This is a genomic window from Rhodomicrobium udaipurense JA643 (assembly GCF_000636015.1).
GTDB lineage: Bacteria > Pseudomonadota > Alphaproteobacteria > Rhizobiales > Rhodomicrobiaceae > Rhodomicrobium > Rhodomicrobium udaipurense.
This window is the reverse complement of sequence record NZ_JFZJ01000102.1, coordinates 1-11554: the sequence shown is the minus strand read 5'-3', so window position 1 is coordinate 11554 and position 11554 is coordinate 1. Positions and strand designations below refer to the sequence as shown.

The following is an 11554-nucleotide window of genomic DNA, read 5'->3' as shown; positions in this document are numbered from 1 at the left end:
TAGGGCAACATGCATGATTTTCTGCCAGAACAATCGATTCGGCTTCGAAGGCGTCATCACAACGGGTTGATCGAAGTCGTGTTCACCAAAATCCAGAAAAACAACGGAGCTAGGATCGGCATCATACATTTCACGTGCTTTTCGCATCATGCCAATTGAATGGGATCCAATCCATAGCTGCGATTGCCCGGGCAGAAGCTCTATCAATTCTCCGAGCAAAGCGCCTTGGACTTTGGTATTCATGTGAATTTCAGGTTCATCGATACAATAAATTGCATCCGTGTAAACCCTGCGCTTGACCACGAAATCTAAAATGAGATCGAATGCGGCTTTCTCACCGCCGGACAAATTTTTATAGTCGAACCCTCTCGACGAACCTTTGTCGAACTGGAAGGTACCTTGGTCGAGCGGGTTTCCCACTCCGATAAAAGTCAGATCAGGGAACAACCGCTTCAATGGCTCGCGACATTCACCAATGAGCTTGTCGCGATATGCGCCCATGGTCGTGTTGACATCCTCGTTGACAAAGACGTCCTCCATCGCTTGGGAGGCTAACCTTGCGTAGTTAAGGCTCACAGTTGCATCAGATTCGATCAGTTTTTGGAGAGCAAGATTATCCAGTATTGCACCTTGCCTGGAAATCGAACTCATCGAGAATTCTGGATCGTGCCTATGCGCAGTCCTCACATAAACCGAACCTCGGCGGAGAGGAACGTCGCCATGAGTACCGACGGCGACTCTGCGCCTCCAATTCTCGTCGGATTCATGCGATCTGTTATAGTACCTTAGGTCTCTATTGTGACCATAGTTCTCAATTCTGTAGCGGATCAGAAACGCATCGAACAAAGACGACTTCCCAGAACCGTTAGGTCCGGCCAAAATAACAAGTCGAGCTGTCACTGGAATATCACGGATTTCTAAATCGGAGAATTTACGAAATTCTATTAATTTTATGCTGGATATACGCAAAATTTCCTCCATAATATTGTTAACACAGCCTTAATTAATAGAAATGGACCGTTACTCTACCAACCCGCCATAAAGCCCGGCGCGCCGGTCGCGGAAAAACCCCCAGTCGGCGCGGTATTCCTCGATCTCCGCGAGGTCGAAGCTTGCCACCAGCATGCCCTCGTCCGCGTCGCCGAAATCCGCGACGAACTCGCCCGTGTGGTCGGCGATGAAGCTGTGGCCGTAGAAGCGCTGCACCGCGCCGTCATTATCCTCGAGCCCGATGCGGTTCGCCGCCACCACGGGGATGACGTTCGACACAGCGTGGCCCTGCATCGCGCGCTGCCAGCGGCGGTGCGTGTCGAGCGCGGTGTCGTAGGGCTCGGACCCGATGGCGGTGGGGTAGAACAGCACGTCCGCGCCCTGTAGCGCCATGGCGCGCGCGGCCTCGGGGAACCACTGGTCCCAGCAGATGCCGACGCCGATGGTCGCGAAGCGCGTCTTCCACGCCTTGAAGCCGGTGTTGCCGGGGCGGAAGTAATATTTTTCCTGATAGCCGGGGCCGTCCGGGATATGGCTCTTGCGATAGACGCCGAGCACCTCGCCGTCCGCGTCCGCGATGGCGACGCTGTTGTAATAGGCGGGGCCGTCCTTCTCGAAGAAGGAGATCGGGATCACCAGCCCAAGTTCCCCGGCGAGCTTTGCGAGCGCGCGGACGCAGGGGTGCTCACGCGTCGGGTAGGCCGTGGCGAACCATTTCGGGTCTTGTCGCGAGCAGAAATAGATGCCCTGAAACAGCTCCGACGGCAGCACGATCTGCGCATCGAGCGCGGCCGCCTCGCGCACGAAGAGTTCCGTTTTCGCGATATTCTCCGCGATGTCCGGGCCATAGGCGGTCTGGATCGCCGCAACCGTAAGCTTTGCCATTACGCCGGTTCCTGTTGGGTGATGCAATGGAATGAGCCGCCGCCCGCGTCGCCGAAGCCGAGGAGCCCGCGCGAGGGCACGCCGATGACGCGGCGGCCGGGGAACACCTCGCGGAGCGCGCCAAGTGCGGCGTCTTCGGTTGCTGTGCTGTAAACGGGAACCACGACGACGCCGTTCGCGATGATGAAATTCATGTGTGACGCGGGCGAAATCTCGCCGATGGCGTTGCGGTAGCGGCCGACGCCCGGCACACGCACCACATCGAGCTTGGCGCCGCTTGCGTCCGTTGCCCCTTCGAGCGTCGCCGCGATGGCGTCGAGCGTCGCAGCGTTCGGATCGTCGTCGCCTGCTGGCGCTTGGCAGACGACGACGCCCGGCGCGACGAACCGCGCTATGTTGTCGATATGGCCATCGGTGTGGTCGTTCGCCAGACCCTCGTCGATCCAGATGATTTTTTTCGCGCCGAGCGCGGTCGCGAGCGCCGCCTCGGCCTCGGGTCGCGTCCAGCCGTTGCGGTTGGGGTTGAGCGTGGTCTGGCGCGTGGTGAGCACGGTGCCCAGGCCGTCGTGGTCGATGGCGCCGCCTTCCAGCACGAAATCGAAGCGACGCACAGGCGCGCCCGCGAGCCGCGCGATCTCGTCGCCAACGGTTGCGTCGTCCGGCAGGTCGAATTTGCCGCCCCAACTGTTGGTTGCGAAGCGCAGGGCAACCTTTTCGCTTGTACCGGCGCTATCCGAACGGCACGCGAAAATCGGTCCGGTATCGCGCAGCCAGATATCGCCGTAGCGAGCGGGCACGATTTCGGCCGCGCCGGCAAGCGCCGCGCGCGCCGACGCCTCGGCTTCCGCGCCATTCACCAGCAGCCGCACCGTATTGCCGTCCGCGAGCGTCCGCACCAAGGCCGCTACGTCGGCGCGCGGTGTCGCCAAGTCGCCGTTCCACTCATCCGGATCGGCGGGCCACGCGGTCCAGATCGCCCTTTGCGGCGCCCACTCCGCCTGAACCGAAATTGTCTCGCCGCTCATTGCTCTCCCCTTCGCTGACGCCAACATCTAAAGCGTTTGCGGAGGAGTTCAAGTCGACAGGCTGAGCGATCCCGCAAACCGGCGCGGCCTCGCAATGTCTACCTTTCCTTCGCCTTAAAGCCGAGGCGGAGAGCGAGCTTGAGCCTGTCTAGCATGGCTTTAAGCCGCATCTTGCGTATTAGCTTTCGAGGAAGGGCGCCCTTTAGCTTTGAATTGTTCAGGACGTACCTCGCATCTTTCTTGAGCAGCCTTCCCAGGATTCGGACCCGATAGCCGGGCCTCCCTTCCAGGAGTTTAGCAAGCAAGGGATCGCTAGAGAGCTTCTCCGCCATCGTTCTGCGAGTTGCGACTTCTATCTCCAAAGGAATGTGGCCATTAGCGACACCGTCTCCGAACACCGCATGCTTGGCAAACATATTGGCCCCGTGAAGGCGGTAGACGCCATGCACTTGCCGTGAATAGATCGTGCCGCCGATTACATGAGCAAATCTCGCGAGATAGAGGTCGGCACAAATGCGAAAATCACACGTATTCTCGGGCCGGATAACTTCCAGCACGGCCCTCCGAAACACGAGGCCGGACGTAGGCGCCCAAATCCACTGCTCTAAGTTAGCGACGCAATAGCAGAGACTATCGTCGTTCTTTTCCGCTATCTCCCTCTTCAGTTTCGGGTGCGAGATGGCGACGCGATCCACTCTCTGATGAATTCTGAGCGGGAGACTCCACTGCGCACCGGAGATGAGGGTGCAATCCGCTTCCACCATGGCAAGATTCGTCGAGGACAATGCGGCGGTCGCATCCGGGCTCAGATGACAGCAAACGTGTTTTTCCAGAAAGGACGGCAGCCACACGTCGTCGGCATCAAGGAACGCCACGAATTGGCCCGAGCTCGCGTCGAAGCCGGTGAACATGGCTGCCATCTGGCCGCCATTCTGCTGTCGCTTGATGAAACGGAAGCGCCGGTCATCGACCTCATCAAGCGCCGCTTCTATATGTGATATAGAATCGTCGGTCGAGCAATCATCGACGACGATACATTCGAAGTCTACATAAGTTTGGTGCGCAACCGAGACTATTGCATCTCTAGAATATTTTCCCTGATTGTAATTACAAATCACAACACTGACCAGTGGAACCTTGATTTCGATTCCCGAGATCGTGTCGAAAATGCCCTGGATGCCGAGAGAAGGCGCTCCCGCATCCCACACCCTGTTTTTTAGATCGTCCTTATCGAATAATGTCGACATTTCGCCCATTCTCAATTTTTGCTAAAATGCAAGCTTTAGTGTGCTTCACCGAAAAATTCGGTTGCACCTCTTCCATACGGAACAAAAGGCTCCGCTGTGCATCGCGACCGAGCTTTGCACGAGCGGCGGAATGCTTCCGCCGCCTTAACGCTCAGGCTTGTTCGTCGGTTTCGAAGCCGCGAAAGGCCCATCTCGTGGCGAGACCGAAAAGGAACAGCGCCAGCGGCGGCCCGAACAGCACGACCGGAATGCTGAGCAGCTCCTGCCGGGTTTCGCCATTTATGAATTCGATGGCGAAATAGAGAGACCAGCCCATGATCCAGGCCGCCGACGCCAGGATCCAAAGCCGGATCATGCCACGCCGCCAATTGATTGGAGGCGCCTTCTCTCTTTCGAGATTGAACCGCCGGTTCTGCATCATCATAGCCTCACTTCTGCAGTGAAACGCGGTCGCCAACCTTGAGCCCGAGCTTCTTCGCCTGCCCTGCGCCGATTTCGAGCACGCGAGACGCGGACCGGCGCGAGGAGATCACGTCGGTTGAAAATGGCTCGGCGTTCTGCGCGATGGAGACGACCCGCCAGTCATCCCCGATGAAAACCATGTCGAGCGGAATGAAGGTGTTCTTCATCCACATCGTGATTTCGCGCTCCCGGCCGAACAGGAAGATCATCCCCTGATTTTCGGAAAGCGAGCGGCGGAACATGAGTCCCTGTTCGCGCTTCGGATCGGTGTCGGCGATTTCGACATCCAGAAGCACGGGCCCGTTCGCAGTCTCGATCGTCAGGCTTGCCCGATTGAAAAGAACGTCTCCATATGCTGGCGCCATGATTGCCCGGCTGAGAACAGGAGAGCTCAAAAAGAGAAGGGCCGCAAGCGCGGCCCTCGTGATATTTGGTCGACCCTTGGTCATTGGGGTCATGATCCCTTAATGCGAGGACGGGTAGCCCATCGTGCCGTCGGGACGAAGCTCCGCGGCCATGAGACCCTTGTCGCCATGCCCATAACGCACCTGAACGATTTGTCCAGGGCGAAGCTCGGCAAACCCGAAGCGACGGAGCGTCTCCATATGGACGAAGATGTCTTCCGTCCCGGCACCGCGGGTGAGAAACCCGAAGCCCTTGAGACGGTTGAACCACTTCACCATGGCCCGTTGCCAATCGCTTTCCGGAACCACATGGACGTGTGTCCGCTGGGGCAGTTGCGAGGGATGGATGGCGGTACTCTCGTCCATCTCGATCACACGGAACGCCTGAAGCCCACGGTCGCGCCGCAAGACTTCGCAGACAATTCGGGCGCCTTCATACGCAGTCTGATATCCGTCCCGCCGCAGAACGGTGACGTGAATCAGGATGTCGGGCAGACCACCGTCAGGGACGATGAAGCCGAAGCCCTTGGACACGTCGAACCACTTGATGTGGCCTGCGATCACGAAGACGTCTATGCTTGGTTGCTCTGCGATGTCGTTAAACGAAGTAATGGTTGGAGGTAAATTGTCCCCCATTTTGTAGTCCCCCGCTTCACTGAAAATACGTGGCGACCGCAAAGATCTCGCCCAAGACCTCAACGCCCGCCAACTCACATCCGAAACATAACATTCCACGCCACCGAGGCTAGAGAAAATTAACTCTTTCCCCAACGCTCGACGCGGTCTGCCTTACCTGCAACCGGCCCTCACCGCTGCAAGTGATTGATATTCCGGGTTAAACTTTGACAAAAATGTGACATAAATCCACATGGCCTCCGGCGACGGACCTTTCGCGAGGCTTTCTTGATAGGTGACGGACGGCGAAAAGGAATCCTTGACCCCAGACACCGCCAGCGAATCAATGGCATGCGGCTTCCGATGGCGATTGCAGACCCCCGCTATCCACACCTGTTGAAAGACGCATTTGTATAACGGTCATGATTGTAACCTAAGCCCTCAAACGGGTTGCGGCGCGGGCGATCATGCTTAAATGACGGTCAAGTTGGAGGCTCGAATGAAATATCTGCATACCATGGTCCGCGTGACGGACCTCGATCAGTCGCTCGACTTCTATGTCAACAAGCTCGGCCTGCGGGAGGTGCGCCGCCTCGAACGGCCTGAGGGACGCTACACCCTCGTGTTCCTCGCCGCGCCGGAAGACGAGAGCGCGCTCGTGGAACTCACTTATAATTGGGACGTGGAGGAGTACGGCGAGGGACGCAATTTTGGGCACCTTGCCTACGAAGTCGAAAATATATACGAAACATGCCAGCGTCTCGCCGACGCGGGCGTGACGATCAACCGGCCGCCGCGAGACGGGCACATGGCATTCATTCGTTCGCCGGACAACATTTCCATCGAACTCTTGCAGAAAGGCGCGCCTCTCGCGCCCGCCGAACCTTGGACATCGTTGCCGAACACCGGCAAGTGGTAAGGAGACAGTGTCATCATGATACGTCAAGACTATGCCGCAGGGCTGAAAGTCCTGCATTGGGCGATCGCTGCCCTCATTCTTTTCATGCTCTATCTCGGCTGGACGATGGGCGGCATCGAGAATGTCGTCGAGAAAATTCAGGCCTACAACCTTCACAAGTCGCTGGGCTTCACGATCCTCGCGCTGATGGTTCTCCGCGTCCTGTGGCGCGCGCTCACGGCGACGCCGCCCGAGCCCGCCGCCATGTCGGGGCTGGAAAAGCTCGGCGCGGCGCTGGGCCATCTTGCGCTTTACGGCCTCATCTTCCTGATCGCGGTGTCCGGCTGGGCGCTCATTTCGACCTCGGACAAGCCTTCGCTGCTGTTCGGCCAACCCTTCCCGCTCCTGCCCTGGTTCGCGGCGCTCGGCCCGGACGAAAAGAAGAGCATCCATCACGCGCTTGAAGAAGTGCATGAGTTCGCGGCCTTCGGCCTTGCCGGGATGATCGGCTTGCACGTGCTGGCGACGATCTGGCACGCAATCAGGGGTGACGGCATCTGGTCGCGCATGGCGCCGCGCTTTTTCGGCCGTAGCGCAGCGGCGGCGCTCGCGGTGATGGCTGCGGGTTCGGTTGCGCTCCTTGGCGCGGACGATGCGCGGGCGACCGAATGGAGCGTTGACCCGCAGAAGAGCGCGATTGCCTTCGAAGCGACCGGCAGCGGCTTCACCACGAAAGGCACCTTCAGGGCGTTCAAATCGGAAGTCGAGTTCGATCCGGCCTTGCCCGAACAGACGTCGGTCCGCGTCCTGATCGACGTGAGAAGCGTGAACACCGGTCAGGCCGACGTCGACCAGGCGCTTCTGTCGCCCGACTTCTTCGACCCGGCGCGCTTTCCCACGGCCGAGTTCGTGGCGAGCGGCGCAAAGCCTGCCGGAAAGGGCAAATATGTGCTCGCCGGACGCCTCACAATGAAGGGTGTGGCGAAGCCGGTGTCCCTGCCATTCTCGATTTCTGCGGCGAATGGCGCGGCATCCGTGAAAGGCGAGACGGTCATCGACCGCCTCGAATTCGGCGTCGGCCCGCAATCGGTCGCGGGTTATGCGGTCGAGAAGGACGTGAAGCTTTCGATCGACCTTGCCGCTCTGAAGCTCACCAATTAGGCGAAGGTGGCGGCGCGACGCCCATTGATTGCAGTGGAGCGCGTCATAAGCTAAGTGAGTTGCGCTAGTGGAGCGAATTTGACATTTGCGAGCGCGGGGTGCCGCGAGGATGCAAATGTTGGAATCGGGCCACTAGAATCGCATTTGTCAGAGTGTCCATGGATACGCGCCGCCCCACACTGATCTCGGTCGTCCTTCCCGCCTATAATGAAAGCGAAGGGCTACCCATCGTCGTCTCTTCCATTCTGCATGCGCTCACAAATACCGGCTTCGCGCATGAGATCGTCGTCATCGACGACGGCAGCACGGACGGCACGCGCGAAGTGATGCTCCACCTTTGCGCGAAGCAGCCCTCGCTCCGCTACGTTCGCTTTTCGCGAAATTTCGGCAAGGAGGCTGCGTTGTCGGCGGGGCTCAGGACAGCGGCGGGCGATGCCGTCATCCTGATGGATTCGGACGGCCAGCATCCCCCCGCCCTCATCTCGGTGTTCCTCGATAAATGGCGCGAAGGCGCTGAGGTCGTCGCAGGCGTGCAAAACGAGCGCCTCGAAAGCTGGACGAAACGCCGTTTCAAGGCCGGGTATTACTGGCTGATGCAAGCGGGCAGCCATGTCGTGATTCCGCCAGACGCTGGCGACTTCCGGCTCATCGACCGCAAGGTGGTCGATGCCATCAACGCGCTACCGGAGCGGAACCGGCAGATGAAGGGGCTTTTCGCCTGGGTCGGTTTCCGCACCGTTCTCGTGCCGTTCCAGCCGGAGCCACGCGTCGCGGGCGTGACGAAATTCACCTGGCGGCAGCTCTTCAAGCTCGCCTTCACGGGGCTTACGTCGTTCAGCGTCGTGCCGCTGCGCCTCGTCTCGCTGACCGGGCTCGTCATATCGAGCACCGCCTTTATTTACGGCTGCTACCTCCTTTTCGAGCACTACGTAGTGGGCGGCCGCGTGCCAGGCTGGCCGACGCTCGCCGTCGGCATGATGTTCCTTTCGGGTGTGCAACTGCTGGCGCTCGGCGTCATCGCGGAATATCTCGGACGCACCTTCGAGGAAGCCAAGCAGCGCCCGATCTACATCGTCGCGGAGGACAGTCGCGTGAAGTCGCCGCCGCATGCAGGCTCCCCCATCTATGACGCGTCTGCCTTCGTCGCCGACGCGCGGGCCTCCGAAACCGAACCGGGCAGGCATTCGTAATGCGGCAGATCGCGATCTTCGTCGCTGTCGGCTGTGCCGCCGCGCTCACGCATCTTGGCGTCGTCGCGCTGGTGGTCGAACTTCTCCTACTGCCGCCGCTCGCCGCGAACGTGATCGGTTTCGGCGTGGCCTTCTTTGTGAGTTTCGCGGGCCATTCGCGCTTTACCTTTCCCGTGTCCCGTGAGAGCCTCGGCGTGGCCAGGCGGCGCTTCTTCGCTGTCGCTTTCGCCGGGTTTGCGATCAATCAGGCCGCCTACGCGGAGCTTTTGCGCGTATTCGGCTCGACCTATTATCTTCCAATGCTCGCGGCCGTGATTTTGGGTGTCGCTGTCGCCACGTTCCTCCTCTCGAAGCTCTGGGCCTTCGCTCAGCCGCAAGGCTAATGGAGCGAATTTGACATTTGAGTCCCGGCAGCCACGAGCTTTTCCTCAAATATCAAATTCAGAACTCCATTAGAATCAATAAGTTGCTAGTGGTCCTTGTGATTCCGACATTTGCTCGCGAGGGTGCCGCAAACGGATGCAAATGTCGCAATCGGACCACTAGCTCTCATGAAAAATATCATCATCAACGCGGACGACTACGCGCTGGACGACCGCGTAGACGCCGCGATCCTCGAACTGGCCGACAAGGGTGTCGTGACCGCCGCGAGCGCCATGGTGCTTTCGCCGCGATGGATGGTCGCGGCACGCTCGCTGAGGACCGCGCCGCTGTCTCGCGGCCTGCATCTCGACCTCACCAGTCCGTTCGCGGAAGGGAAGAGGGCGAACCATCGCCTGTCGGCGCTCATCGCCTTGTCCCATGCGCGCCGCCTCGACCTCAAGCTCGTGCGTCAGGCCATCGCGAAGCAGCTTCTCATCTATGAGGAGGGCATGGGCGCAGCGCCGCATTTCGTGGATGGCCACCAGCACGTGCATCATCTTCCCGGCGTGGCGGAGGTTCTCGTGGACGTGCTGTCCGACCGTTACGCAGGCAATGCGCGGCTCGTCGGCCTCCGCATCTGCACGCCGAAGATCAAGCGCGGCACGAAGGCGACCGTGATCGCCCGAACTGGGGCGGAGCGGCTCTCGAAGCTCGCCGAGGAGCACGGCCACATCACCAACACGGATTTCGCAGGCGTTTACGACTTCTCCGAGAAAGCGAGCCTTCCGCAACTCTGGCAGGGATGGCTCGACAGCGCGGCCGGCGCATGGCCTCTCATCATGTGCCATGTGGCCAAGCCCGGCGGCGGCGACGCGGACAGCGATCCCATCAGAGCCGCCCGCATCCGGGAGTATGACTGGCTGCGCAGTCCAGCCTTCGCCGCGCTTAACCAGCGGGCCTCGGCGCAACCGGCAGGCTGGCCTCAGGCCTGATCCGCGGCGTCCGCTGCGGCAGGCCCGGCTCCAGCGATTTCCCTTCGAGGCGCGCGCGGACTTCCCTGATCGCGCCTTCCACCGGCTTGAATTCAAAACGCACGAGATGCTTGCCCGCAGGCACCTGGATCGCCCGGAACAGCACGTTCGCGCGGTAGATGTCGGCCGGCTTGCCGTCAACGGTTCCGAACCACCATGGATGCCAGTTGTCGTTCAGTACGACGAAGCCCGGCGCAGGCGTTTCGACCTCCACCTCGACGACAGTATTCTGATAGGTTCGGAGCGCAGCCCGCGCCTCCGGCATGGACACGGGTTTCGGCGGCAGGATGACCATTTGCGGCCGTTCTGCGTGGAACAGCACCGTGCGCCGTGGATCGAAGACGGGCCAGCGGCCATCCTTCTTGAGCTGCGTGAAGTTCGCGGGTTGCCAGTCGAAGGCGAAGAGCACACGCGGCAACGCGCGCGGATTCTCATAGACGTAGGCGTCGTTCGTATGCGTGACAAACTTCAGATCGCCCGGCTTCAGCTGCTTGTCGAGGTGCTCGACCGGCTCATCGACGGCGATATAGCGAATGCCCATCATGTCGGCGAGCGTCGAACGGTAGGATGGGAACAGCGGCGTGAAGTCGCGCTGATAGGTTTCGGCGGTCGTTTCCACATCGCCCATCGCCTCCACGAACTCCGCGATGCGCAGTGGATTGTATCCGAGCGAGTGGTCGAAGCCGTGTACGAGGCTCGTGTTTGGCCATTCGAAGCCGAGACCGACGAGTTCCACGCGGTCGCGCCGCGCCGATCCGGGAGGCTGCGACAGCCGCTCCTTCAGCAGCGCGAGCGTCTCGTTCTTCGAATTTACGAGCAACTCGTCATAGGTGGAGGGCGGCAGCGCGGTCGAGCGATTGGGACCGTTGTTGATGACGAGATCCGCCGTCATGAAACCGGCAAGCGCGAGGACCGCCAACGCGCCCTGCCCTGCTGCATGCCGTCGCGCGAAGACGAGCGTCCCCCATCCGACCGCGAACACGGCCAGCGCCATCGCCACCGGCTCCAACGCGTCGCGAAAATGCTCATGGAAGGCCGCGACACCAAGTCCCGTGACGCACAAGCCCCCGATCCCGAACGCGAGCCACTTCGTCTGCTCACGCGTGAACTCATCCGCGCCGGTGAGGACACGGTGAAGCATGTAACCGCCGAGGATCGCCGTCATGGCGCAGAGCGCATAGGTCGCGTCGGCGGGCCTGCGGAACATGTCCACGCCCGGCAGATAATAATAGAGGAGTGTGAAAACGCCCGTGTAGCGGCCGAGCGCGTAAAGCAGAAGGCCC

Annotated in this window: 12 protein-coding genes and 1 pseudogene; 5 read left to right on the top strand and 8 right to left on the bottom strand. The window is 60.2% G+C overall.

What is annotated here, in order from left to right; translation table 11 throughout:
- The 7 genes from T281_RS13115 to T281_RS13085 form a co-directional block, all read right to left on the bottom strand.
- Window positions 1-981: AAA family ATPase (locus tag T281_RS13115; protein ID WP_155955244.1), on the bottom strand; the 981-nt coding region annotated here is incomplete at its 3' end.
- Window positions 982-1020: 39 nt separating this feature from the next.
- A complete protein-coding gene (gene aguB / locus T281_RS13110; protein ID WP_037239809.1) occupies window positions 1021-1875 on the bottom strand; it encodes an N-carbamoylputrescine amidase in 855 nt (284 codons plus the stop codon).
- The gene (locus T281_RS13105) at window positions 1875-2900 is read right to left on the bottom strand and encodes an agmatine deiminase family protein (RefSeq protein ID WP_037239806.1); all 1026 of its coding nucleotides are present in this window, start codon (window positions 2898-2900) and stop codon (window positions 1875-1877) included. Before T281_RS13105 ends, aguB begins: the two co-directional genes overlap by 1 nt.
- Window positions 2901-2998: 98 nt before the next feature.
- Window positions 2999-4147 carry a glycosyltransferase family 2 protein gene (locus T281_RS17875; RefSeq protein ID WP_199502555.1) on the bottom strand — a complete coding sequence of 383 codons (1149 nt, stop codon included), beginning with the start codon at window positions 4145-4147 and terminating at the stop codon, window positions 2999-3001.
- A 151-nt stretch (window positions 4148-4298) separates the two neighbouring features.
- On the bottom strand, window positions 4299-4502 hold the full coding sequence (locus T281_RS13095) for a hypothetical protein (RefSeq protein ID WP_245269242.1): 204 nt from the start codon (window positions 4500-4502) through the stop codon (window positions 4299-4301).
- 73 nt (window positions 4503-4575) lie between these two features.
- Window positions 4576-4974, bottom strand: a complete 399-nt coding sequence (locus tag T281_RS13090) for a DUF192 domain-containing protein (protein ID WP_245269241.1) — start codon at window positions 4972-4974, stop codon at window positions 4576-4578.
- 99 nt (window positions 4975-5073) lie between these two features.
- Complete coding sequence (locus T281_RS13085) at window positions 5074-5649, bottom strand: cold-shock protein (protein ID WP_013418453.1); 576 nt, start codon at window positions 5647-5649, stop codon at window positions 5074-5076.
- A 478-nt stretch (window positions 5650-6127) separates the two neighbouring features.
- Here T281_RS13085 and T281_RS13080 point away from each other — a divergent pair, with 478 nt between their 5' ends.
- From T281_RS13080 to T281_RS13060, 5 genes are all read left to right on the top strand, one after another.
- Window positions 6128-6547 carry a VOC family protein gene (locus T281_RS13080; RefSeq protein ID WP_037239801.1) on the top strand — a complete coding sequence of 140 codons (420 nt, stop codon included), beginning with the start codon at window positions 6128-6130 and terminating at the stop codon, window positions 6545-6547.
- Window positions 6548-6562: 15 nt separating this feature from the next.
- Entirely contained in the window at window positions 6563-7687 is a 1125-nt protein-coding gene (locus T281_RS13075; protein WP_037239799.1) for a YceI family protein, read from the top strand.
- 158 nt (window positions 7688-7845) lie between these two features.
- Window positions 7846-8877 carry a glycosyltransferase family 2 protein gene (locus T281_RS13070; RefSeq protein ID WP_037239796.1) on the top strand — a complete coding sequence of 344 codons (1032 nt, stop codon included), beginning with the start codon at window positions 7846-7848 and terminating at the stop codon, window positions 8875-8877.
- Window positions 8877-9260 (top strand): GtrA family protein, encoded by a 384-nt coding sequence (locus T281_RS13065; RefSeq protein ID WP_013418449.1) that lies wholly within the window; start codon window positions 8877-8879, stop codon window positions 9258-9260. The genes T281_RS13070 and T281_RS13065 overlap by 1 nt, the downstream gene beginning before the upstream one ends.
- A 168-nt stretch (window positions 9261-9428) precedes the next feature.
- A complete protein-coding gene (locus T281_RS13060; RefSeq protein ID WP_037239793.1) occupies window positions 9429-10232 on the top strand; it encodes a ChbG/HpnK family deacetylase in 804 nt (267 codons plus the stop codon).
- Here T281_RS13060 and T281_RS19145 read toward each other — a convergent pair.
- Window positions 10186-11554, bottom strand: a pseudogene (locus T281_RS19145) (YfhO family protein); the annotation flags it as partial. The gene T281_RS13060 and the pseudogene T281_RS19145 overlap by 47 nt on opposite strands.

Bases quoted from the DNA above. Each gene is read 5' to 3' on its own strand.
- aguB (WP_037239809.1), bottom strand. From the start codon at position 1,875: ATGGCAAAGCTTACGGTTGCGGCGATCCAGACCGCCTATGGCCCGGAC.
- T281_RS13105 (WP_037239806.1), bottom strand. From the start codon at position 2,900: ATGAGCGGCGAGACAATTTCGGTTCAGGCGGAGTGGGCGCCGCAAAGG.
- T281_RS17875 (WP_199502555.1), bottom strand. From the start codon at position 4,147: ATGTCGACATTATTCGATAAGGACGATCTAAAAAACAGGGTGTGGGAT.
- T281_RS13095 (WP_245269242.1), bottom strand. From the start codon at position 4,502: ATGATCCGGCTTTGGATCCTGGCGTCGGCGGCCTGGATCATGGGCTGG.
- T281_RS13090 (WP_245269241.1), bottom strand. From the start codon at position 4,974: ATGGCGCCAGCATATGGAGACGTTCTTTTCAATCGGGCAAGCCTGACG.
- T281_RS13085 (WP_013418453.1), bottom strand. From the start codon at position 5,649: ATGGGGGACAATTTACCTCCAACCATTACTTCGTTTAACGACATCGCA.
- T281_RS13080 (WP_037239801.1), top strand. From the start codon at position 6,128: ATGAAATATCTGCATACCATGGTCCGCGTGACGGACCTCGATCAGTCG.
- T281_RS13075 (WP_037239799.1), top strand. From the start codon at position 6,563: ATGATACGTCAAGACTATGCCGCAGGGCTGAAAGTCCTGCATTGGGCG.
- T281_RS13070 (WP_037239796.1), top strand. From the start codon at position 7,846: ATGGATACGCGCCGCCCCACACTGATCTCGGTCGTCCTTCCCGCCTAT.
- T281_RS13065 (WP_013418449.1), top strand. From the start codon at position 8,877: ATGCGGCAGATCGCGATCTTCGTCGCTGTCGGCTGTGCCGCCGCGCTC.
- T281_RS13060 (WP_037239793.1), top strand. From the start codon at position 9,429: ATGAAAAATATCATCATCAACGCGGACGACTACGCGCTGGACGACCGC.